This window comes from Nocardia sp. IFM 10818 (assembly GCF_054655275.1).
Genome location: NZ_BAAHJH010000001.1, coordinates 5,381,786 through 5,404,426, shown reverse-complemented (window position 1 = coordinate 5,404,426; position 22,641 = coordinate 5,381,786). Strand labels below are relative to the sequence as shown.

The window sequence follows — 22,641 nt, the reverse complement described above, 5'->3', positions numbered from 1 at the left end:
GGTATCGCTGGAACGCACTGTCGCGCTTGTTCTTTCACTCAAATCACTAGTTTTCGCAGGCCAATTCCGGCCTGCTGTATCGACGTGGCTTCACCGCTTTCCTTGTGCGGTGGCCCCTTCGAGGTGAGGACCGCAGCATGACCATCGAAATGCCCACCCAGACAACCACTAACGGCCAACGCAAATCACTCAGCACCGCTGCCGCTCACCAGCTGGCGCACACCACCAAATCCGAACCCCAGATGCAGGGCATCAGCTCCCGCTGGCTGACCCGCAGTCTGCCGTGGGTGCAGGTGAAAGGTGGTATCTACCGAGTCAACCGCCGGCTCACCCACACCGTCGGCAATGGCGAGGTGGAATTCGTCATCGATGGCCCGAATGCCCGGGTCATTCCGCTCGAATTGCAAGAATTGCCCGAATTGCGCGGCTTCGACGATGAAGGGGCCCTGTCGGCCCTCGCGCAGCGTTTCGAACAGCGCGATCTGGCGCCGGGCACCGTGGTCGCCGAATTCGGCAACCCCATGGATCAGGTCATGCTGATCGTGCACGGCAAACTCTCCAAGATCGGCACCGGCGAATACGGCGAGACCACCAAACTCGGCATGCTGGCGGGCGGCGATTACCTCGGCGACGAGATGCTGACCGAGTCGTCCGGTTTCTGGCCGGTCACCGTCAAGGCCGTCACCCCGGTGACCATGCTGGTGCTGACCCGGCAAACCCTCGATGAAGTCGCCGAGAACGTACCCGCGCTGCAACGACATCTGGATGCCGTCGCCGCCGCGCCGTCCCGGCCGCAGAACAAATACGGCGAGGCCGAAATCGTGGTCTCCTCCGGCCATTCCGGTGAGCCCATGCTCGACGGCACCTTCGTCGACTACGACGAGCGGCCCCGCGAATACGAACTCGGCCTGGCGCAGTCCGTGCTGCGGGTGCACACCCGCGTCGCCGATCTGTTCAACGATCCGATGGACCAGATCGAACAGCAGCTGCGGCTGACCATCGAGGCCATGTACGAGCGGCGCGAATACGACCTGGTGAACAATCCCGACTTCGGATTGCTGCACAACTGCGATCTCAAACAGCGCATCTACTCCGAATCCGGCGCGCCCACCCCGGACGATATGGACGAGCTGCTGTCCATGCGGCGCAGCACCAAGCTGTTCCTGGCTCACCCCAAGGCCATCGCCGCCTTCGGCCGGGAATGCAACAAGCGCGGGCTCTACCCGGACCCGGTCGAGATCGACGGCCATCGTGTGCCCGCCTGGCGCGGCGTCCCCATCTTCCCGTGCGGCAAGATCCCGGTGAGTGACACCCAGACCACCTCCATCCTGGCCATGCGCACCGGCGAGAAGGATCAGGGCGTCATCGGCCTGCACCAGATCGGCATCCCGGACGAGTACGAGCCCAGCCTGAACGTTCGGTTCAAGGGCATCGACGATCAGTCGATCATCTCCTACCTGGTCAGCTGCTACTACTCGGCCGCCGTCCTGGTCCCCGACGCGCTCGGCATTCTCGACAATGTGCTGGTCGCCCGGCAGTCCGACTGATCGGAGCACGCCATGTCGGTGCTCTCTCGTGCCGCCGCGCCGCCCGCCACCCACGAGGTGGCGGCGGCCGTCGCGGAGCTGCTGAAGAATTTCGATCCCGCGGCGCCGTCCGTCCTCACCGTCCCGGAGAGTGTGGAACCCGGCGCCCCGCTGGATGATCCACGAATAGGCGAATCCGATGCCGCTGAGGTGCACGCACCCAAGCGGCTCATCGGGCCCAGCGGGCTCGGTGCGGCGAGCCTGCGGATCAACCTGCCAGCCACCGAGATCATCAGTGCGGCTGCCGCTCTCGCCGCCCGTCCCGTCGCGCCCGGCGACGGCGCCGGGCAGGGGGTTGCTGCGCCCGATGGTCCCGATACGGCTCATAGTCCGGTTCCCGGTGCAGCCTCGGTTCCGGATAAGGCTCGAATTCCGCTTTCCCCCAGCGGGATCGGTACCGGGTCGGCGCTGTTGCGACGGATTCTCCCGGCCCCGGCCGGTCCCGAATCGGAAGATCCGGAGCGGCGGATTACGCAGGGCCCCAAGGGAGTCGGCACATCCTCCACTCGGCGCACGCAACCGGAGGGCCGGGCCATACCGGCGCTGTACTGTCCGCCGCCGGTGCGGGACGACCCGCTGCTGGCGGAGGCGGTGAACGAAGGAATCATCGCCTGGGCCAAGGAGATCGGACTGTACGAAGGACGCCTCGATGATCTTCGCAAGGCCGACTTCGGGCGTCTGATCATGCTGGCGCATCCGGACTGCGACGACGCGGATCGCCTGCTCGCGGCCGCCAAATGCGCGGTGACGGAGTGGTCGGTGGACGACTACTACTGCGAGGAGGACGCCAGCGACATCGCGCCGGACGGATCCAAGTCCACTCCGGAGGCCGAGCTCGGGCCACGGCTCGAATTGGCCGCCGCGGCAATGGATCCCGTACATCTGCCGGCGCGCTATCAGGTGCAGGTGGAGAAGGCCATGCAGAGCGATCCGATTCTGCGGGCGTTCCGGACCTCCTTCGAGCATCTGGCGCAGTTCGCCTCGCCCGCCCAGGTGGCACGATTGCGGACCGAGATCGCGGGCTGGTTCATCGCGCTCGGCGCGGAGGCCGGCTGGCGGGCCGCGGGGCGCATGCCGCCGGTGTGGGAGTACCTGCTCAATCGCCAGCCGCACAGTTTCCTGCCGTGCATGGCCCCGCTCGACGCCGTGGGCGGTTACGAACTACCGGCACCGGAGTACGCCGATCCGCGCGTGCGGCGGGTGGTGACCACCGCGGCGCTGGCCAGCCAGATGGTGAACGACCTGTATTCCATGGCGCGCGAGGACCTTTCCCACGGCCGGGAATTCAATCTGCCGACGGTACTGGCGGCGGAGGAGCAGTGCTCGCGGCGGGAAGCGGTGCAGCGCACCGCCGCGGTGCACGACGAACTGGTGCACCGATTCGAAGCCGAAGCCGGCGCCCTGGCCGCCACCGGATCCCCGGAACTGCGCCGCTTCCTGGGCGGGCTGTGGGCATGGATGGGCGGCAACCGCGCCTGGCATGCCGACAGCCGCCGATACAACGACTAATCGAGAGGATCTACCGCCATGACCGTACTCGAGCCACAGACCGAGACCGATGGTGTGCTGCGCACCGAATATCAGAAATCGGTGGCCGCGTACTGGAACAACAATCCCAACGATGATCGCGTCAACACCAAGCTCGGTGAGGTGGACGGCCTCTACCACCATCACTACGGCATCGGCGAACCCGATCTGTCCGTGCTGGAAGGCCCGGAGGACACCCGGCAGGATCGGCTGGTCAAGGAACTGCACCGGTTGGAGACCGCGCAGGCCGACGCGCTGCTCGATCAGCTCGGTGATGTGCGGCCCGGCGACCAGCTGATGGACGGCGGGTCCGGGCGCGGCGGGACCAGCTTCATGGCCAATCAGCGGTTCGGCTGCCGGGTGGACGGCGTCACCATCTCCGAATACCAGGTCGGGTTCGCGAATGACCAGGCCCGTGAGCGCGGCGTCTCGGAGAAGGTGCGGTTCCACTTCAAGAACATGCTCGACACCGGTTTCGAGTCGGGTTCCAAGCGCGGCATCTGGACCAATGAGACCACCATGTACGTGGACCTTTTCGAGCTGTTCGCCGAGTTCTCCCGCCTGCTCGAACCGGGCGGCCGCTACGTCTGCATCACCGGCTGCTCGAACGACGTGTTCGGCGCCCGGTCGGCCTCGGTGAGCTGGATCGACGCCCACTACGGCTGCAACATCCATCCCCGCAGCGAGTACTTCAAGGCCCTCGCCGCCAACAACCTGGTGCCGATCGCCGTGCGCGACCTCACCCCCGACACCATCCCCTACTGGGAGCTGCGCACCCACTCCGAACTGGCCACCGGCGTGGAAAAACCCTTCCTGACCTCGTACAAGGAGGGCAGCTTCCAATACCTCATGATCACCGCCGATAAGGTGGGTAGGTGACCGGCACCCCCACCGCATCCGACGCCACCCCGGCGATCGACCGTGAAACCCTGCTCGTCGAACTCGTCGACGAGCAGGGCCACGCGGCCGGATCCCTGTCGGTGGCGGCGGCCCACACCGCGCCGGGACGCCTGCACCGAGCCTTCTCGGTCCTGCTCTTCGACAACGCCGGCCGAGTCCTGCTGCAACAGCGAGCCGGCGTGAAAACCCGCTTCCCGCTCCTGTGGACCAACACCTGCTGCGGCCACCCCGCCCCCGGCCAATCCGTGGTGGAAGCCGCCTCGACCCGCCTGCACGAGGAACTGGGCCTGTCCGCCGATCTCACCGAAATCGGCACCTTCACCTACCAGGCCTCGGACCCCCGCACCGGCCGCGTCGAATTCGAATTCGACCACGTCCTCATCGGCCACCTCAACGGCGCCACCCCCCACCCGAATCCCGATGAGGTCGAAGCCGTTTCGTGGGTCCACCCGGAAACGCTCCCCGCCGAGATCGACACCGCGCCGGAGCGCTACACCCCCTGGCTGAGCGGAGTCCTCGCCACCATCGCCACCCACCGGGCGAATCTTGTCTCCCGCAAGACAAACGGCTCAACACCCGCCTGACCATCAGCACTCGCGAGCCGTCCAGGCACGCATCTCAATCTGAAACATCATCGACCGGGAACTGGTGGCGGACCCTTCTCGGGCTTTGCCGCCACCAGTTCCCGGTCGATGTCGTTTCACATGTCTTCGCGCGCAAGACCCCCGATTACTGGCGGATCGGGGGCCTCACATATCAATTCGAGTGGGATTCCTTGAATTTCGCCTCCATCTCCGCGGCGAGCTCCGGCTCCTGGGACTCCATCCGCTGGACGTAGGCGACCGCGTCGCCGACGGTTCTCAAACTCGCCAGGTCCTCGTCGGGGACCTTCACGCTGTACTTGTCCTCCAGCTGGACGGCGATCTCCACCAGCGACAGCGAGTCGATCTGCAGGTCGTCGACGAAAGACTTCTCGGCCGTCACCTCGGCGGCCTCGATACCCGTCACCTCCTCGACGATCTCCGCAATGCCGGCGATGATCTCTTCCCGCGTGGTAGCCACGAATCACTCTCCTCTGTAATCACATCCGCAGTACGCCGGTACGCTAAGTGCTCCACCGGGGTGGAGGTTCAAGAGGTTGTGACAGACGACACACAAGCCGATGCGCTCGTGAGCATCGGAGAATTGGCGCGCAGCACCGGACTTGCGGTGCGGACAATCCGGTTCTACTGCGACGAAGGCATTCTGGAATCCCAGCGCAGCGCGGGCGGTCATCGCATGTTCGATCCCGCCGCCGCCACCGAACGACTACTCCTGATCCGGCGTTTACGTGCCCTCGGTCTCGGGCTTGGCCCGATAACTGATGTGCTGCACGGAAACCAGTCGATCGCCGAGGCCATCACCGCCGAAAGCGCCCGACTCGACCTCGAATTCAGATCCCTGTCCTGGCGTCGAGCATCCCTCCATGCGATCGAGGCGGCCACTCCGGCGCAGCGCCCCACCCGCCTCGCCATGCTGGCCGCCGCCCAGGACGGGGGCGCCGCACATGATTCCCTCGTGCACTTCTGGCACCGCATCCTCACCCCCATCCCACGCGGCGACATCGACATCTACGTCGGCTGGAACGTCCCCGAGCCCCCCGCCGACCCCTCCGTCGACGACGTCGTCGCCTACGCCGAACTGGCCACCCTCGCCGCCGACCCCGAACTGAACACCGCCGTGCGACAGCAACTCTGGCGATCCCAGCCAGAGCTGATCCACGACTGCCGAAAACTCTACGCCGAGGTAGGCGACGTAATGACCGACGTCGTTCCCCACGTATCCGAAGGCACCCACCCCCGCAGCGGCCCCGAACTCGACCGCTTCGTTACCGCTCACGCAACCGCCCGGGGCTACCGCGACACCCCGCACTACCGCAAGCACCTCCTGGCCGATGCAACCGACGCCAACCCCCGCATTCACCGCTACTGGACCCTGACAGCAAAATTCCTCAGCCCGCGAATCACCGTGGGTCAGGCCCACAACTGGGTCTACAACGCCTTGGCCACCTCCGCCGAGCCGCCGACGCGGCGGTAGCGTGGGGGAGGGGGTCAGGCGGCGGTGGCGGGGCGGATGATGATGTTGCCGTAGGAGTTTCGGGCGTAGACCTCGACGGTGTTCTTGGTGTCCTGGGGGACGGGGTGGGTGACGTTCTGGACGTTGCCGTGGAGGGTGTTGGTCTGGAGGCGGGCGGCGCTGCCGGGGTGGATGCCGATTTCCAGCTCGCCCATGGAGGTTTCGAGGCGGAGGGTGCCTCGGGTGGCTTCGCCGATGCGGATGTCGCCCTGGGCGGTGGTGGCGGTGACCGAATCGAGGGCCTGTTCGACGATGATGTCGCCGGAGGAGACCTCGAGGGTGCACTCGCCTAGTTCACCCCTGCCGAGGAGGCGGCCGAGGGCGGTGGTGGCGTTCAGGCGGGAGGCGGTGGGGACCTCGATGGTGACGTCGACCGAGGGGTTGCCGCTGAAGGGGCTGTAGGTGCGCCAGCCTTTCGGCGTCGTCACGGCCAGGTGGCCGCCGGTGAAGTTGACCTGGGTCTGCTCGGCGGCGCGGACGCTGTCCTTCTTGGCGGGGTTGGCCGGGCGGACCTCGACGACCGTGTCGGTGCGGTCGGAGGCGATCACCGTGACGTTGCCGCTGAGTACCTCGACGGTGAGGGTGATCGGGTCCGGGGTCTGGAAGGTGGGCATGTCTGCGCTCCTCGGGTCACAGCCACAGTGTGGCTATAAGTAGATGTATACGTAGTACTCACTATAAGTAGAAGTATACGTATATGCAAGGAGGGGGACGTGCGTCGACGTCAAGGGGGTGAAAATGCGTGCGATCGGGCCGGGCGACGACCCGATCCGATCAGACGGTGAAGCTGGTGACCCCGTCGATGACGCGGGCGAGCTGCTCCTCGGTGAGCCCGGGCCAAAGAGGCAGGCGCACAACGGTTCCGGAGAATTCGGCGCTGCGCACACAGGGGGTGGGGGTGCGGCCGAGCTTGAGGCCGGCGGGGCTGGAGTCCAGCGGGATGTAGTGGAACGGCGCCGAGATGCCTCGAGCCGCAAGGTGGGCGATGAGGTCGTCGCGGCGGGATTCGGTGGGGACGCGCAGGTAATACAGGTGCGCGGTGTGGTCGCGGTCGGCGGGGACCTTCATGAGCCGGACGTCGTTGCGGGCGGCCCATTCCGGCAGGCCGGCGGCGTAGGTGTTCCACACCCGGTGCCGGTTGGCCTGGATGGTGTCGAACTCCTCGAGCTGCGCGTCGAGCACGGCGGCATTGAGCTCACTGGGCAGATAGCTGGAGCCGATGTCCTGCCAGGAGTACTTGTCCACCGCGCCGCGCAGGAACCGCGCCCGATCGGTGCCCTTCTCGCGCACGATTTCCGCACGCGCCATGAGGATTTCGTCGGTGAGCAGCAGCGCGCCGCCCTCACCGCAGTGCACGTTCTTGGTGTCGTGGAAGCTGAGCGCGCCGACCGTGCCGATGGTGCCCAGCAGCCGGCCGCGCCACTTGCCGCCCAGGCCGTGCGCATTGTCCTCGATGAGCGCGATGCCGTGCGCGTCCGCGAGCTGCTGCAGCCGTTCCATATCCGCGCCGACGCCGCCGTAGTGGATGATCACCACGGCCTTGGTCTTGGGCGTGATCGCCGCCGCCACCGACTCCGGATCGATATTGCCGGTCTCCAGGTCGATATCGGCGAACACCACCGTCGCCCCGCGCAGCGCCATGGCGGTCGCGGTGGAGGTGAACGCGAAGCTGGGCACGATCACCTCGTCATCGGGCCCGAGTTCCAGCAGCAGCCCGGCCATTTCGAGCGCGTGCGTGCACGAGGTGGTGAGCAGCGCGTACGGCGCACCGGTGATGCCGCGCAGTTTGGCCGTGGCCGCGGAGGTGAACGGGCCGTCGCCGTGGCTGTGGTCCGAGGACAGGACCGCCCCGACGTTCGCCAGTTCCTTGGAGGCGCGGAACGGGCGGCTGAAGATGATGCGGTCAGTGCTCACTCGGGTCGGTCCCCCTGCTCGCTGCGTCGCTGTGCTGATACTGCCGGGGCCGGTCCGGGCGCGGCGTCGGCGAATCCACCGTCAGGTACAGCGGTTTGCCGACGAGCACGTGCAGGGCCACTCCGAGATACTCGGCGATCAGGCCGAGGGAGAACAAGATCGCGCCCGAGCAGAGCAACAGCACCATCATCAGTGACGCCCAGCCCTCGGGATCGCCGCCGCTGTCGGTGAGCGCGTGCCACACCACCCAGCCGGCCATGACCGCGCCGCCCAGGGCGATCGACACCCCGAGCAGGCTCACCAGCCGCAGGCCGCGAGTTCCGCTGCACAGCACCATCTTCCAGAACAGCGAGAACAGCCGCCGGTAGTTGTACCCGGACTCCTCGCGCCCCTCGGCGCGCAACTGCACCGGCACCTGCGCCACCTCGCCGACCACCCAGGTCAGCGCCACGTCCAGATACACGCCATTGGAGGCCACCTCGGCCAGCTGCCGCGCGATATCGCCGCGAATCAGCCGGTAGCTCTCGAACCGGGTGGAATCCGGGAACGCGAACAGCGTCGCGAGCACGATCTTCGCGCCCCGCGAGGTGATATTGCGCAGGAAGCCGTGCGGCCGGGTATTGGTGGGCTTGGAGTACACCAGATCGGCCCGCTGATTCAGCGCCGCGTCCAGGAAGTCCCCGATGAAGGCCGGATCGTGCTGACCGTCCTCGTCCATGGTGACGGTCCAGTCGCCGCGCGCGGCCGCCATGCCGGCGATGGTGGCGGCGTCCTGCCCGAAGTTGCGGCTCATCCACACCACCCGCACCTGCGGATAGGTCTCGGCCAGCTCCTGCAGCACCACATCGGAGCGATCGGGCCCGTGGTCGTGCACCAGGATGATCTCGTCCACCCGGTAGGCCGCGCCTCCGGGAGAGGTCATCGGCCCGCCCAATTTGTCCAATTCAGCGACGAGGGGACCGATCGTCTCCTCCCCGCGATACACCGGAACGACCACGGAAACGGCATGCACCCGCGTCTGCCCGGCGGGGCCGCGGTATTCGCGCGACTCGGTCGTATCGGACCGGTACGTGCTTTCGGACGGAATCGGCATCAGCTCAATCGACTTTCGATGACGGTGCGTGCCGGAACTCCTCGCTGAACAACAGAGCCCGAGCCGCGGGAAACTCTAACACGGTGCAGGTCGCGGCAATCGGCGCAGCAGGTCATCACGACATCATCCTCGCGCCTTCCGCCCCGCGTGTAACAGGCGGGCCCATGCCATCGCCGCGCTCGTCCCTGTAGGGTCTGGAACTCGTGGTGGAAAGTGCAGTTTCGAAGGTGGCCGAGTCCACCGATTCCGAGCCCAGGGAGCGCTCGGCGAGGCGGGAGAAAATCCGCTGGGGCGTCCTCACCGCGATCGGTGTGGCGCTCGGCTATCTCGCGGTATTGCTGGCCAATCCCCGCCACTTCTTCACTGATGACACCGAATCCCAGTACACCGGACTGTGGGTCATGTTCGGGCGCGCCTTCCGCGACGGGCATTTCCCGCTGCTGGCGCCGGAACAGTGGATGTCGGGCAATTACACCAATGAGGAAGCGGGCCTTTTCAACCCGCCGCAACTGCTGATCGATCTGATCGCGCCCTCGGTGCCCAATCTCGCCGTGTACGCCACCATCGTGAAGCTCGTCTTCGCGATCATCGCCGCCCTCGGCGTCTACCGCGTCTGCCTGGCCTACGGCAGCCGCCCCGAATGGGCCGCCGCCGCGGGCGTGGCCTTCCCCTTCAGCGGCTTCTTCCTGTTCTTCGATTCGGCCAGCTGGGCCACCGCCATGACCGGCACCGCGTGGATGATCCACGCCTGGGCCTCCTCGGTGCGCTACGCCCGCGGGCACAGCGGGCCGATCCCGGTTTTCGTGTTCCTGTACCTGACAATCTCGGTGCAATACGTGTTCCCGGCGGTCGAAGCCGCGCTCATGCTGCTCGCCGTCGTGGTCGGTGAACTCGTACTCAACTGGCAGACCCTCCGTGTGCCCGCGACCACCTGGATCACCGCGCTTCGAGGATTCCTCCTGGTCGGCTGGCTGCGCGGGCTGTCGTGGGCGTCCTGGACCGCAGCGCTGCGTCGCTTGGCCGCGCTGGCCCCGCTCGCTCGGTTGACTGTCGTGGCTCTGTGCGCGGGCCTGGCGGGTCTGCTCACCTTCCTGCCCAGCATGCTCTCGGCCAAGGTGAGCTGGCGCGGCACCGCCCAGATCAATAACGACCAGTTCCTCACCGTCCCGTGGTCGGAATCGCTGAATGCCAGCCTGCCCAGCACGCTGCCCGCGTTCAGTTCCTGGTGGGGCTATGTGCAGCCGCTGCCCATGGTCTACATCGCCTGGTTCCTGATCCCGGCGCTGGCCTTCATCGATTGGAAGGCCGCGCGCGAGCAGTGGAAGCAGCTCGTCTCCATCGCGCTGTTCGCCATCATGATGCTCATGTGGACCGCCGGTCCCGGCACCATCGGCCCGCTGCGCTGGCCCGCCCGCGTGCTGCCCATGCTGGCGCTGGGCCTGCTGGTGCTGGTGTGCGTGCTGCTGGGCCGCTTCGGCACGGTACGTGACTGGCGTAACCGCGCTATCGCCGCCGGTGTCCTCATCCTGCTGCTGTGGGTGCGCACCTTCTCCGCCGATCCGCACGATGTGGTGTGGCATGTGCTGTCCGCGGTCGTGGTGGCCGCGCTGGTGGCCGGTGTGGTGTATCTGGGCCGCACCAAGGGCACGGCGGCGGCGGTGCTGCTGACCATCGGCGCCATGGTCCCCATCGCGTATTTCCAGGTGCTCGCGGCGAATCCGAACATCATGTCCTGGGACCTGCCCGCCAACCGGCAGGAGGCGCGGGCGGCGTTCCCCAAGTTCGACACCGGCACCACCTTGCAGCTCAGCGATCGCGGCCTGGTGCAGCCGTCCGAGAAGAGCCTGCGGGGTGCGTACGGCTCGCTGGTGTGGGGCAACTACGCCAAGGATCTCGAGCTGAACTACGTCAACGGCTATACGCCCAACGGGCACTTCTACTTCGGCGAAATGCTGTGCATGCGCTGGGACGGCAGCGTCTGCCCGGATGCCTACCGCCGCATGTTCGCCCCCGAGCCCAGCACCGGCCGCACCCTGGTCGACCTGATGCTCATCGACCGAGTCGTATTGCAGAAGGCCATGTTCCCCGATGCCGGCAACCAACCCGCCCCGGCGGGCTGGCATTTCGTCGACGTGCCCGGCCACGAGAAGTACATCTGGGTGCTCGAGCGCGACAACGGCCTCATCTCCACCGTGAACGGCCGCATCGGCGACGCCCGCGATGTCACCGCCACCTCGCTGGGGGAGACCGACGAGACCAGCCGGGTGCGCGTCAGCTCCGAATCCGGCGGCCGCCTGACTCTGGCGCGCCTGGGCTGGCCCGGCTACCGGGTCACCTTGAACGGCAAGACCATTCCGTTCACCACGGTCGCGAATTCCTTCGTCGCCGTGGATATCCCGGCGGGCACCAGCAATGCCGAGCTCGAGGTCTCCTGGCGGCCGCCGGGCTGGAAGATCGGCCTCGCCTCCGCCGCGGCCGGTCTGGCCGGACTGGGCGTGCTGCAATGGCTGTGGATCCGCTCCCGACGCCGCAAGGACGACGCGCCCGTCGCCACGGACGAGAACGGTTCGCCGGATCGCGAATTGGTGGGTACGGCCCCGTGAACGCCCCCGCGCCCCGGCCGACTACCGGCGAGGCGGGAACGACCGCCACGGACCGTGTGAATGCTCTTGCGCCCCATGGAGTCCGGACCGCAGGCGCCGACACGTGGCGGGCAAACGGCCAGGCTGTGACGCCCGAGGTGGCTGTCGCTGACGAGCCAGGTGCGGCCGTCGAGCCGATCGCCGCCGTCGAGACGGACGCCAACTCCGCGCGGCGGGGCGAGTCCGAGCCGGCCGACCTTCCCCCGGGTCCGCTGTTGCGGTTGGTGCGGCGGCAGGAGGTCGCCTACGCGCTCGTCGGCGGCTTCAACACGCTGATGGGCATGGTCCTCACCATCATGTGGCTGAAGATCCTGGACGGGGCCGTGTCCAAGGACATCGCCGCGGCCCTGTCGGTGGTGCTGGCCTACAGCATCAGCGTGGTCATCGCCTTCGTGCTGCACCGGACACTGGTGTTCCGCGTGCGCGGGAAGGTGCTGCGCGATTTCGTGGCGTTCGTCGGCGTGAACTCGGTCGGCATGGTGCTCAATATGGTGCTGCTGCAATTCGTGGTCTCGGTGTTCCACGCTCCCGAGGAGCCGGCCGCCGTGGCGGTCATGGGCCTGGTCGCGGCGGTGACCTTCTTCGGGCACCGGCACATCTCGTTCCGCCGTGATCCCCACGACGGCCCCCATGACGCACACGATTCCCGGCCTGCCGGCGCGGCCCGGTAGGTTGAGGGTCATGTCGGAGGAAATCCTGGACGCCACCCTGCTGAGCCTGCTCGCGTGCCCGCAGGACAAGGGCCCGCTGCTGCTGGTGCGCGACGAGAACGGCGACAGCCTGCTCTACAACCAGCGCCTGCGCATCGCCTACCCGATCGACAACGGCATCCCGGTGCTGCTGGCCGACGAGGCCCGCAAGGTCACCGACCTCGAACACGCGAGTTTCACCGCGCAAGGCTGAACCCCTCCAGCACGGCGGGCCGAGTTCCTCCCGGACATCGCCCGCCCCGGCCGGGTTCCAACCACCCCAGCTCCACTCCGCCCCGGGTCGTTCAGACCCGGGGCGGGGTTTCCAGCGGCTCAGCTGAATGGCAAGTCGCCCGTGAAGTAGCGCTGCAAGTTCGGCCCGACCATGGCGGCGAGCTCGTCCACCGGCATGGAGGCGATCGGCTCGATCATCAGGATCTTGCGCGTCACCAGCAGGCCGACCATCTGCGAGGCCGCCAGCATGACCCGGGTGGCGCCCGTGCCGGGTGGTGAATCCACCCGCATGCGAACGTCTTTCAAGGCCACCTCGAGCAGGAAGTGCCGCGCCAGCGCGGCATCCCCGCCGCCGAGCAGGGTGCGAATGGCAGCCACCGCCTGCGTGCCGACCGGCGTATCCCATACGCCCACCACGGCCCGGACGATGCCTTCGCCGAGCACCTCATCGGGTACCTGGGCGATCCGCGCCCGGATGATGTCCGGATCCAGCGGCAGATGCAGTGCGGCGATGAGCAATTCCTGCTTGGTCCCGAAATAGTGGTGCACCAGCGCCGGATCCACGCCCGCCGCACCGGCGATCGACCGGATCGACGCCTTGTCGAAGCCGACCTCCGCGAACCGCGCCCGGGCGGCGTCGAGAATCGCCTCCCGGGTGCCGGACTGTCCGGGCCGTCGCCCGCTGCGGGTGCCGTTCTCGCCCGTCACGCGGTCCGCCGCCGCAGCGTGGCCGCGCCGAGAGCCAGTGCGACGACGGCGAATCCGGCCACGATCGCCAGATCCCGCCACATCTGCCCGGTCGCGCCGGTGTGCGTGGCCACCTGCTGCAAGGCGTCCACCGCATAGGACAGCGGCAGCACATTGGAGATCACCTCCAGCCAGCCCGGCAGCTGGCCGCGCGGCACCAGCAGCCCGCACAGGAACAGCTGCGGCACCACGATCACCGGCATGAACTGCACGGCCTGGAACTCGGTGCGCGCGAAGGCACTCGCCAGCAGACCCAGCGCCACCCCGAGAATGGCGTCGACCACCGCGATCAGCACCACCAGCAGCGGACTGCCCGCCGAGGCCAGATCCAGCAGCCAGAACGCCACCAGGCAGGCGATGGTCGCCTGTGCCGCCGCGGCGAGGGAGAAGGCGGTGCCGTATCCGGCGAGCAGATCGAACTTCGACAGGGGAGTGGTCATGAGCCGTTCGAGCGTGCCCGAAACCCGTTCGCGCTGCATGGCAATGGCGGTGATGAGGAACATGACCACGAACGGCAGAATGCCCAGCATGGTGATGCCGACCCGGTCGAACAGCGGCGTCGATCCGGGCATGGTCGGATAGTTCTGATAGATGAAGTACAGCAGCGTCATCAGCACCGCGGGCACCACGAGAATCATGGCCACGGTGCGATGGTCGGCGCGCAATTGCTCGAGAATGCGCACGGTGGTGGCGACGTAGCAGCGCAACGGCTTCGGCCCGGCGGGACGGGTCAGCAGATCGGCGGTCACAGTTGTTCTCCCATTCGGATGAGCGCGAGGAAGGCGTTCTCCAGGCTGGATTCGCCGGTGTCGGAACGTAATTCATCGGGACTGAGCTGGGCCAGCAGCCGTCCCTCGCGCATGAGCAGCAGTTTGTCGCAGTGCTCGGCCTCGTCCATCACATGGCTGGACACGATCAGGGTGCGGCCCCCGCGCGCCAGCTCGTGGAACTGCTCCCACAGATCGGCGCGCAGCACCGGATCCAGGCCCACGGTCGGCTCGTCCAGGACGAGCAGTTCCGGATCGGCCACCAGCGCACAGGCCAGGGAGGCGCGGGTGCGCTGCCCGCCGGAGAGCTGATTGCTGCGGTTGCCCGCGTGACTGCTCAATCCCACCGCGGCGATGGCGGTTTCGACATCCTCGTACGAACAGCCGTACAGCGCACCGAAGTACGCGACATTGTCGGTGACGGTGAGATCGTCGTAGATGCTGGGCGCCTGGGTCACATAACCGACCCGCCGCCGCAGCCCGGGCGATCCGGCGTCCTCGCCGAGCACCCGCACCGAGCCCGATTCGACAAGCTGGGTGCCGACCATGCACCGCATGAGCGTGGTCTTCCCGCAGCCGGACGGCCCGAGCAGGCCGGTGATGCTGCCGCGCGGCACGGTCAGCGAAATGTTGTGCAGCACCTGCCGCCCGCCACGGCGCACCTGCAGGTGCTCGATCGCGATGGCGGGCGCGGAGTTGGGCGCGGTCACGGTCACCCTCAATTCATCAAGTGTTGAATTCACTACGTGTTGAATTCTGCGCTCGATGGGCGCACAACGCAAGACCCGCCGCGTGTCGCACGTACACGCGGCGGGTCGAAGGAGGGGAGCGGCTCAGTGACCGGAGTGATGCGCGGGCGGTTCACCCGCCTCGCCGCCGGGTTCCACGACCACGAACTGGCCCATCATGCCCTGGTCCTCGTGCCAGAGCAGATGGCAGTGGAACATGTACGGCGTATCCGGATCCGCGGGCCCGTCGAAGCGCACCACCAGCCGCACGGTGGCGCCGGGCGCCACGAATACGGTGTCCTTCGGCCCGCGCAGCTCCGGCGGCGGCGCGCCGCCGTCCACCTCGGCGATGGCGAACTGCACATCGTGCACATGGAAGTTGTGCGGCATCCCGTCGTTGTTGCGCACCACCCAGGTCTCGGTGCTGCCCCGGGTGATGGTGGCGTCGATCCGGCTCATATCCATTTCCCGGCCGTTGATCTGCGCGAATTGCAGATCGAAGGGTCGCTCGAGCACCGAGTCCGCGGCCTCGGGCAGCTCGAGGGTCACCAGTTCGGACGGCAGCGCCGGGGACGGCCGCAAGGTATCGGCGGCCCGCAGCTCGAGCACATCGAAGCGATCGTCACCACCGCTGAACCGTTGATTCCAGAAGCCCAGCCCGGCCTCGATCGGATTGCTGCGCAACACCACTCGCTCGTTCGGGCGCATCCGGACCACGATCTCGGCGCGCTCACCGGGCGACAGTTGCAGCCGATCCAGCCCGACCGGCCGTTGCAGCAGTCCGCCGTCGGTGCCGATGAGCGCGAAGGACCGGTCGTCGGAGAAGCCGAAGTTGAAAATCCGTGCGGGAGCGGCATTCAGCAGCCGCAGCCGGACCAGTTCGTCGCCGACGGTCCGATACGGCGCGAGCGTGCCGTTGACCAGGATCTGCTCGCCGAGGAACCCGACATCGCGGAACATCGTTTTCGCGGTATCGAATTCGGAACCGCGAAAGCGCACGTCCTGCACGATGACCGGCAGATCGTCGACCCCGTAGGTGCGCGGCAGCGGTAGCGCGCCGGCCGCCTCGTCGTCGAGCAGGAACATCCCGGCCAGCCCGCGCTGCACATGAGTTTCGGTCTCCCCGTGCGGATGCGGGTGATACCAGAGGCTCGCCGCGGGCTGGTTCACCGTCCACTCGGGAGTCCAGGTCGCGCCCGGCTCCACCATCTGATGCGGCCCGCCGTCCATGGCCGCGGGCAGATGCATGCCGTGCCAGTGCACCGTCGAGGCCTCGTCGAGCCCATTGCTCACCTGCACCCGCACCTTCTCCCCGCGCCGCGCCCGCAGGGTCGGCCCGAGGTAGTCGCCGTTGAACCCCCACGTCTCGGTCCTCTGCCCGGGCCGGAACTCCCGCTGCCCCGAACGCATGTCGAGCCGGAACACCCGGGTGCCGTCGGCCTCGACCACCGAATCCGCCAGCGGCGGAATGCTCAGCTCGTTCGCGAAATCCACCGCCCCGGCCGTGGACACGTCGGCGGAGGTGTACGCCCATACCGCGCCACCGCCGATCAAGACTCCCGCCGCCACCAGAAACGCGCTGATACCCAGCGCTATTCGCCGTACTGCCACCATGGCGCAAACGCTAAGGAACAGCCGGTCTCCACCACATCCAGGAGCGCCCCGATCCGCTACCCCGTCCGGACCCCGAGATCTCCCTGAGCCACACCCTGCCCGGGCCGACGCCGAGTCGGTGGCGGGCCGGATCGGCCGCTGACCTCGCGCCGATTGCGCCGATCGCGAATTTCACCGGAAACCGGCCACCTGGTCCCGTGATTTGCCCGATTCACCTCTACGCTCACCTCCGTGACCAGCGAGACCCCCAGCGAAGCCGAGGACCGGGCCGAGGGCGGCCAGCTCCGCGCCTCCACCCTGGAACTGTTTTTCGACCTCGTCTTCGTCTTCACCATGACGCAGCTGACCCACTCCTTCACTCACCATCCCGGCTGGGTCGCCCTGGGTCAGGTGGCGCTGATCTTCGGCATCATCTGGTGGATGTACAGCGGCTACGTGTGGCTGACCAATGAGGTCGCCCCCGACAATTCCAGCCGCCGCACCCTGCTGCTCATCGGCATGTTCGGCTTCTTCGTCCTCGCGCTGGCGATTCCGGGCGCGTTCTCCGGTTCCGGGCTGGCCTTCGGGCTCGGATACGTCCTGGTCAACACCGTCCACACGGTCCTGTTCGCGGTATCCGGCGGCGAATCGTCGGTCCGCGCCATCCGGGCCATCGGCCCGATGAACGCCCTGGCGGCGGGATTGGTCCTGGCGGGCGGCCTGATTCACGGCTGGCCCCGCTACATCCTGTGGGGCCTCGCGCTCGCCGTGCAGATCAGCTCGCCGTACCTGGTCGACACCGGCGGCTTCGTCCTGCGCGTAGCCCACTACTGCGAGCGCCACGGCCTGGTCGTCATTGTCGCGCTGGGCGAATCGGTGGTCGCCCTGGGCGCGGGCCTGTCGGGGCAGGACATCACCGTCGGCCTGACCGCCATGGTCGCCCTCGGCCTCACCCTCGTCTACGTGCTGTGGTGGGCGTATTTCGGCCTGGACGACGAACACGGCGAACACGCCCTGGAAGCGCTGCCCGGTCCGGCCCGGGTCCGGCCCGGCGTGCTGGCCTACGGCTATTCGCTCTACGTGCTGCTGGTCGGCATCGTCATGACCGCCGCGGGCATCAGCATGACCATCGCGCATGGCAACGAATCGGCTTCCACCGCAGCGGCACTGGCCCTCTCCGGCGGCGTGGCCCTCTACTTCCTGGGCCAGTTCGGCTTCCGCCTGTCCCTGCGCCTGGCCCGGGCCCGGCTGAAGTTGATCGCCGCGCTGGCGGTGCTGGCCACCGCGCCCATCGGCGTGGTCTGGGTGGCGTGGGGGCAGCTCGCGATCCTGATCGTCGTCGCCTACGGCTTCGTCATCGCCGACGACATCATCACGATCCGCGCCGGCGAGGGCGGCAGATACACGAGCCGCTCGCGCTACGCCGCGCACATGATCCGCCGCCCGGCCGGATAGCGACCGGCGATCGTCACTTGCGCGGCTGCGGGGCCAGGGGCAGGCGAATCATGAACCGGCTGCCCTGAATGAGGTTTTCGGCGGTGATACTGCCGTCGTGCGCCGCCATGAGACCGGCGGCAATGGCCAGGCCCATACCGCTGCTGCTGCCGAGTCCGGCGGCGGCGGGGGAGCGGGCCGAGGTGCCGCGGTAGGCGACCTCGAAGATGCGCGGCAGATCGTCGGCGGCGATTCCCGGACCGGTGTCGTCCACGCGCACCCAGGCCTGGCCGTCGTCGGTGCCGGTGGAGATGTCGATGCGACCGCCGGGCGGGGTGTGCGCCAGGGCATTGGCCACCAGATTGGTGAGCACCCGGGTGAGCGCTTGATCGCTGCCCGCCACCATGATTCGGCTCCCGGGCTGGCGCGCGGTCAGGCTGATGGTCGCGCGCTGGGCGGCGGGCTGATAGGCGCCGAGCACCTCGTCCACGATCTCGCGCAGATCGATCGGCTCGAGCTGGAGTCGCAGTGCGCCGGAATTGATCTTCGACATCTCGAACAGGTCGTCCACCATGTCCGAGAGCCGATTGGTCTCGCGCACGATCTGTGCGGCGTAGCGCTCGATGTCCTCCGGCTTGTCGACCACCCCGTCGGCGAGGGCCTCGCCCATGGCGCGAATACCGGCGAGGGGCGTCCGCAGATCATGGCTGACCCAGGTGACGAGCTCGCGCCGGGAGCGTTCGGCGGCCCGCTCCTTTTCCAGCATCTCCCGCTCCCACACCGTTTTTCGCGCCTGCGCCCGGCCCAGCAGCACCGCGGCGGGCACCGTGACCGCGGTGACCACCGCCAGCACCACCGCGATCTTGGCGAACTCGCCGGTGAACATGAGCCCGCTGACCGCGATCACGCCGCTCAGTGTGGCCAGCGTCGGAATCAGCACCAGCACAGCCATACTCGTGGTCATGGCGCGATTGCGGGTGAGCCGCAGCAGCAGCGCGCCGACCACGACCACCGGCAGCGAACCCGCCAGGGCATAGCCGACCAGGCTTTGGATATCACTCATCGGAATCGCCCCGGCCCCAGGCATATCCGCGACCCCACACGGTATCGATGCGATGCGCCGCCCCGAGTTTGGCGCGCAACCGTTTGATGTGCACGGTCACCGTCGACAGATCGCCGAAGCTCCACCCCCACACCTGCGCCAGCAGTTCCTCGCGGCTGTACACCCGCCGCTGATTGGCCAGCAGGAACGCCAGCAGATCGAATTCCCGCGCCGTCAGCTCCACCGGCTTGCCCGCCACCGTCACCGTCCGCGCCGCCCGCCGCAGTTCCACAGTGCCGCCGGTCACTACGTCCTCGGTGGTGACCACCGGATGCGCCCGCCGCAGCACCGAGGCCACCCGCAGTGCCAGTTCCCGCGGGCTGAACGGCTTGGTCACGTAATCGTCGGCCCCCGCCTGCAATCCGACCACCCGATCCTCCTCCTCGCCGAGCGCGGTGAGCAGGATGATGGGCGTCTCCGGCCGCGGCCCGGACCGCACCGCCCGGATCAGCTCGATGCCGTCGGGCGGCGGCATCATCACATCCAGCACGGCCAGATCGATGTCATCGCGCTCCAGCGCAGCCGCCGCGGCCCGGCCATCGGCCGTCTCCACCACCTCGAGCCCGTCACGCTCCAGATAGCGCCGCACCACCTCGCGGACCACCGGATCGTCGTCGGCCACCAGAATGCGCATGTGACAACCCTAGGTGCGCTTCCGCCCGAAACCCGCCGAACCGGGTATCGTCCCAGCTCTCGTCATACTTTCGTCACCGCTCGTTCCGGTCCGCGCACCGCCGCGGGGGTAGAGGATGGGATGTCATGACAGACTTCTCCGACCTGCGCGCCCTGTTCATCAACTGCACCCTCAAACGGTCCCCGGACCGCAGCAACACCCAGGGCCTGATCGATCTCAGCGCCCGCATCATGGAAAAGAACGGCGTCCGGGTCTCCCAGATCCGGGCCGTCGATCACGACATCGCCACCGGCGTCTGGCCGGATATGACCGAGCACGGCTGGGCCACCGACGAATGGCCCGCGCTGCAACGGCAGGTCATGGACGCGCACATCCTGGTCCTGGCGGGCCCGATCTGGCTGGGCGACAACAGCTCTGTCATGAAACAGGTCATCGAGCGCCTGTACGCCAACTCCAGCGTGCTCAACGACGCCGGTCAGTACGCCTATTACGGCCGCGTCGGCGGCTGCCTCATCACCGGCAACGAGGACGGCATCAAGCACTGCGCCATGAACATCCTCTACAGCCTCCAGCACATCGGCTACAGCATCCCGCCGCAAGCCGATGCGGGCTGGATCGGCGAGGCCGGACCGGGACCGTCGTACCTGGATCCCGGATCCGGCGGCCCCGACAACGATTTCACCAACCGCAACACCACATTCATGACCTGGAACCTCATGCACCTGGCCCGGCTGCTCGAGGACGCCGGCGGTTTCCCGGTGCACGGCAATCAGCGCAGTGAATGGGATGCGGGCTGCCGCTTCGACTTCGAGAATCCGGAGTACCGCTGACCGGTCAATTCCGTTCCGGCAGAGCGCAACCGTCCGGGCCGCACGCATCGGCATCGGCGACGATCTCGAGCTCCGGGGCGTGATCGCTCCACGCCTTCTCGAGCACCTGGGCGAACACCTCGGCCGGTTGCGCGCCGGAGACACCGTATTTGCGGTCGAGCACGAAGAACGGCACGCCGCGGGCGCCGAGCCGCGCGGCCTCGGCCTCATCGGCGCGCACCGCATCGGCGTAGGCATTCGGATCGTCGAGCACCGCGCGCACGGCCGTCTCCTCGAATCCGGCATCCACCGCGACCCGAACCAGTCGCTCGGCGTCGCCGAACAGCGCCTGCTCCTCGGCGAAGTTCGCCGCGTACAGGGCATCCAGCATGGCCTCCTGCTTGCCCTGCTCCAGCGCGAAATGCAGCAGCCGGTGCATATCGAAGCTGTTGCCGAAGTCGCGGCCGGAGGTCTGATAGGTCAGCCCCATCGCCTCGGCCTGCGCGCCGAGTCCGCGCTCATTGGCCGCGGCCTGCGCCTCGCTGATGCCGTACTTCTCCGCGATATGCGGGGTCACCGGCGCGCTGAGATCCTTGGGCAGGGTCGGGTCCAGCTCGAAGGACTTGTGCACGACCCGCACCTGATCGCGATGCGGGAAGGCGTCCAGGGCCTCCTCGAAACGACGCTTGCCCAGATAGCAGAACGGGCAGTTGATATCGGTCCAGATCTCGACCTCGACAGCCATGACACCTCGATCAATCGGAAGTTTTCGCAGGCCGGGGCGCCGGCCGCCGGTAATGCCAACCGCGAATGACCGTCGAAGATTCCGGCGTGACCCAGGTCACAAAGAGGAGTTGTCACGTTCGCGGTACCTGTCCTGTCCCATGGTCGACCACAACGGGACAAGCCCCTTGGAGCACGCGATGAACACCACCGACACCCACGAGATCGTCGTCCTCGGCGCCGGCTACACCGGCATGCTGGCCACCACCTACCTGGCCCGCGACACCCGGAAGATGAACGTCCGCATCACCCTGGTGAACCCGTCGCCCCGCTTCACCGAGCGGCTGCGCATGCACCAGGTCGCGGCCGGGCAGGAACTGGCCCACTTCGATATCCCCGCCCTGCTGGAGGGCTCGGGCGTGGACTTCCGGCAGACCGCCGCCACCGCCATCGATACCGCCGCCCGGACGGTCACCCTGGCCGACGGCGCGGTGCTGCGCTACGACCGCTTGATCTACGCCCTCGGCAGCGCCACCGACACCGGCCTCGTGCCCGGCGCGGCCGACCACGCCTGGACGCTCAACGATCCCCGTCTGGCGCACGAGTTCTCGCGGCGGCTGAGCGAGATCGCCGCCCGTGGCGGCGCCGTCACCGTCTGCGGCGGCGGGCTCACCGGCATCGAGGCCGCGGCCGAGGTCGCCGAAGCGCACCCCGGACTGACCGTCACGCTGATCAGCTCGGCCGAACCGGGTTCGATGATGGGCGACAAGGCCCGCGCCTACATGAACCGCGTCTTCGACCGCCTCGGCGTGGTGCGCAGGATCGGCGCGCAGGTCACCAAGGTGCTGCCCGATGCGGTGCGCCTGGACACCGGCGAACTGGTGGCCTCGGACCTGACCCTGTGGACCACCGGCGTGCAGGTGTCGCCGCTGGCCGCGCAGGCCGGAATCGCCACCGACGCAAAGGGTCTCATTATCACCGACCCCACCCTGCGCTCGGTGTCGCACCCGGAGATCCACGCCATCGGCGACGCGGCGCTGATCCGCCAGGCCTGGGGGCAGGTGCACGGCACCTGCCAGACCGGTGTGGCCTCGGCCGCCTATGCCGCCGGCGTCATCACGCGGCTGCTGAAGGACAAGAAGGTCAAGCCCTTCCGTATCGGCTACTTCCACCAGCCGGTGAGCCTGGGCCGCAAGGACGCGGTCATCCAGTTCACCAAGGCCGATGACAGCCCGACCCGGTGGTACCTGAAGGGCAAGGCCGCCGTCGCCTACAAGGAATCGGTCAGCAGCACCCCGCCGCTGGCGTACAAGATGAGCAAGCACGTGAAGCTCCCGGTCAAGCTGACCAATGGCGGCCGCGCGACCCGCGCCACCGCGTGAGCCGCAGCCGGCGGCCGGAATA

General features: G+C 67.7%; 22 protein-coding genes. 11 read left to right on the top strand and 11 right to left on the bottom strand.

The genetic code is table 11. From position 1 onward, the window contains the following. Nucleotides 1-137 precede the first annotated feature (137 nt). The 4 genes from ACYQ5L_RS25075 to idi are packed head-to-tail and all read left to right on the top strand — an operon-like array spanning nucleotide 138 to nucleotide 4,597. Entirely contained in the window at nucleotides 138-1,547 is a 1,410-nt protein-coding gene (locus tag ACYQ5L_RS25075) for a family 2B encapsulin nanocompartment shell protein (protein WP_459960742.1), read from the top strand. 12 nt (nucleotides 1,548-1,559) lie between these two features. After that, nucleotides 1,560-3,095, top strand: a complete 1,536-nt coding sequence (locus tag ACYQ5L_RS25070) for a family 2 encapsulin nanocompartment cargo protein terpene cyclase (RefSeq protein ID WP_459960741.1) — start codon at nucleotides 1,560-1,562, stop codon at nucleotides 3,093-3,095. Between the two features lie 18 nt (nucleotides 3,096-3,113). After that, entirely contained in the window at nucleotides 3,114-3,992 is an 879-nt protein-coding gene (locus tag ACYQ5L_RS25065) for a geranyl diphosphate 2-C-methyltransferase (protein ID WP_459960740.1), read from the top strand. After that, the gene (gene idi, locus ACYQ5L_RS25060; protein ID WP_459960739.1) at nucleotides 3,989-4,597 is read left to right on the top strand and encodes an isopentenyl-diphosphate Delta-isomerase; all 609 of its coding nucleotides are present in this window, start codon (nucleotides 3,989-3,991) and stop codon (nucleotides 4,595-4,597) included. Before ACYQ5L_RS25065 ends, idi begins: the two co-directional genes overlap by 4 nt. Nucleotides 4,598-4,769: 172 nt before the next feature. Here the strand turns inward: idi and acpM are convergent, their stop codons facing one another. Next, nucleotides 4,770-5,075, bottom strand: coding sequence for a meromycolate extension acyl carrier protein AcpM (acpM, locus tag ACYQ5L_RS25055; RefSeq protein WP_459960738.1), 306 nt, complete (start codon nucleotides 5,073-5,075; stop codon nucleotides 4,770-4,772). 78 nt (nucleotides 5,076-5,153) lie between these two features. On the opposite strand from acpM, the gene ACYQ5L_RS25050 reads away from it, so the two are divergent. Continuing rightward, a complete protein-coding gene (locus tag ACYQ5L_RS25050) occupies nucleotides 5,154-6,089 on the top strand; it encodes a MerR family transcriptional regulator (protein ID WP_459960737.1) in 936 nt (311 codons plus the stop codon). A gap of 14 nt (nucleotides 6,090-6,103) precedes the next feature. Here ACYQ5L_RS25050 and ACYQ5L_RS25045 read toward each other — a convergent pair whose 3' ends face one another. From ACYQ5L_RS25045 to ACYQ5L_RS25035, 3 genes are all read right to left on the bottom strand, one after another. Next, nucleotides 6,104-6,742: a DUF4097 family beta strand repeat-containing protein gene (locus ACYQ5L_RS25045; protein WP_459960736.1), complete on the bottom strand. Its 639-nt coding sequence runs from the start codon at nucleotides 6,740-6,742 to the stop codon at nucleotides 6,104-6,106. Nucleotides 6,743-6,902: 160 nt separating this feature from the next. After that, complete coding sequence (rffA, locus tag ACYQ5L_RS25040; RefSeq protein WP_459960735.1) at nucleotides 6,903-8,042, bottom strand: dTDP-4-amino-4,6-dideoxygalactose transaminase; 1,140 nt, start codon at nucleotides 8,040-8,042, stop codon at nucleotides 6,903-6,905. Further along, nucleotides 8,032-9,054: a glycosyltransferase gene (locus ACYQ5L_RS25035; protein ID WP_459963532.1), complete on the bottom strand. Its 1,023-nt coding sequence runs from the start codon at nucleotides 9,052-9,054 to the stop codon at nucleotides 8,032-8,034. The genes rffA and ACYQ5L_RS25035 overlap by 11 nt, the downstream gene beginning before the upstream one ends. Before the next feature lie 308 nt (nucleotides 9,055-9,362). On the opposite strand from ACYQ5L_RS25035, the gene ACYQ5L_RS25030 reads away from it, so the two are divergent. The 3 genes from ACYQ5L_RS25030 (at nucleotide 9,363) to ACYQ5L_RS25020 (ending at nucleotide 12,680) form a co-directional block, all read left to right on the top strand. After that, nucleotides 9,363-11,738, top strand: coding sequence for a hypothetical protein (locus ACYQ5L_RS25030; RefSeq protein ID WP_459960734.1), 2,376 nt, complete (start codon nucleotides 9,363-9,365; stop codon nucleotides 11,736-11,738). Between the two features lie 137 nt (nucleotides 11,739-11,875). Continuing rightward, nucleotides 11,876-12,448: a GtrA family protein gene (locus ACYQ5L_RS25025; RefSeq protein ID WP_459960733.1), complete on the top strand. Its 573-nt coding sequence runs from the start codon at nucleotides 11,876-11,878 to the stop codon at nucleotides 12,446-12,448. 10 nt (nucleotides 12,449-12,458) lie between these two features. Continuing rightward, nucleotides 12,459-12,680 (top strand): Trm112 family protein, encoded by a 222-nt coding sequence (locus ACYQ5L_RS25020; RefSeq protein ID WP_459960732.1) that lies wholly within the window; start codon nucleotides 12,459-12,461, stop codon nucleotides 12,678-12,680. A 119-nt stretch (nucleotides 12,681-12,799) separates the two neighbouring features. On the opposite strand, the gene ACYQ5L_RS25015 is transcribed toward ACYQ5L_RS25020, so the two are convergent. From ACYQ5L_RS25015 to ACYQ5L_RS25000, 4 genes are all read right to left on the bottom strand, one after another. Further along, nucleotides 12,800-13,408: a TetR/AcrR family transcriptional regulator gene (locus tag ACYQ5L_RS25015; protein WP_459960731.1), complete on the bottom strand. Its 609-nt coding sequence runs from the start codon at nucleotides 13,406-13,408 to the stop codon at nucleotides 12,800-12,802. Next, a complete protein-coding gene (locus ACYQ5L_RS25010; protein ID WP_459960730.1) occupies nucleotides 13,405-14,196 on the bottom strand; it encodes an ABC transporter permease in 792 nt (263 codons plus the stop codon). Before ACYQ5L_RS25010 ends, ACYQ5L_RS25015 begins: the two co-directional genes overlap by 4 nt. Beyond that, nucleotides 14,193-14,936 (bottom strand): ABC transporter ATP-binding protein, encoded by a 744-nt coding sequence (locus tag ACYQ5L_RS25005; RefSeq protein WP_459960729.1) that lies wholly within the window; start codon nucleotides 14,934-14,936, stop codon nucleotides 14,193-14,195. The genes ACYQ5L_RS25010 and ACYQ5L_RS25005 overlap by 4 nt, the downstream gene beginning before the upstream one ends. A gap of 111 nt (nucleotides 14,937-15,047) precedes the next feature. Continuing rightward, the gene (locus ACYQ5L_RS25000; protein WP_459960728.1) at nucleotides 15,048-16,556 is read right to left on the bottom strand and encodes a multicopper oxidase family protein; all 1,509 of its coding nucleotides are present in this window, start codon (nucleotides 16,554-16,556) and stop codon (nucleotides 15,048-15,050) included. Between the two features lie 231 nt (nucleotides 16,557-16,787). Between ACYQ5L_RS25000 and ACYQ5L_RS24995 the strand changes: the two genes are divergently transcribed. After that, a complete protein-coding gene (locus ACYQ5L_RS24995; protein WP_459960727.1) occupies nucleotides 16,788-17,990 on the top strand; it encodes a low temperature requirement protein A in 1,203 nt (400 codons plus the stop codon). 13 nt (nucleotides 17,991-18,003) lie between these two features. Here the strand turns inward: ACYQ5L_RS24995 and ACYQ5L_RS24990 are convergent, their stop codons facing one another. Then, nucleotides 18,004-19,032 (bottom strand): sensor histidine kinase, encoded by a 1,029-nt coding sequence (locus ACYQ5L_RS24990; protein WP_459960726.1) that lies wholly within the window; start codon nucleotides 19,030-19,032, stop codon nucleotides 18,004-18,006. Continuing rightward, nucleotides 19,025-19,705 carry a response regulator transcription factor gene (locus ACYQ5L_RS24985; RefSeq protein ID WP_459960725.1) on the bottom strand — a complete coding sequence of 227 codons (681 nt, stop codon included), beginning with the start codon at nucleotides 19,703-19,705 and terminating at the stop codon, nucleotides 19,025-19,027. The genes ACYQ5L_RS24990 and ACYQ5L_RS24985 overlap by 8 nt, the downstream gene beginning before the upstream one ends. A gap of 125 nt (nucleotides 19,706-19,830) precedes the next feature. Here ACYQ5L_RS24985 and ACYQ5L_RS24980 point away from each other — a divergent pair, with 125 nt between their 5' ends. Beyond that, the gene (locus tag ACYQ5L_RS24980) at nucleotides 19,831-20,535 is read left to right on the top strand and encodes a flavodoxin family protein (RefSeq protein WP_459960724.1); all 705 of its coding nucleotides are present in this window, start codon (nucleotides 19,831-19,833) and stop codon (nucleotides 20,533-20,535) included. Between the two features lie 4 nt (nucleotides 20,536-20,539). Here ACYQ5L_RS24980 and ACYQ5L_RS24975 read toward each other — a convergent pair whose 3' ends face one another. After that, entirely contained in the window at nucleotides 20,540-21,259 is a 720-nt protein-coding gene (locus ACYQ5L_RS24975) for a DsbA family oxidoreductase (protein ID WP_459960723.1), read from the bottom strand. A 178-nt stretch (nucleotides 21,260-21,437) separates the two neighbouring features. Between ACYQ5L_RS24975 and ACYQ5L_RS24970 the strand changes: the two genes are divergently transcribed. Beyond that, complete coding sequence (locus ACYQ5L_RS24970) at nucleotides 21,438-22,619, top strand: NAD(P)/FAD-dependent oxidoreductase (RefSeq protein ID WP_459960722.1); 1,182 nt, start codon at nucleotides 21,438-21,440, stop codon at nucleotides 22,617-22,619. Nucleotides 22,620-22,641: the final 22 nt, after the last annotated feature.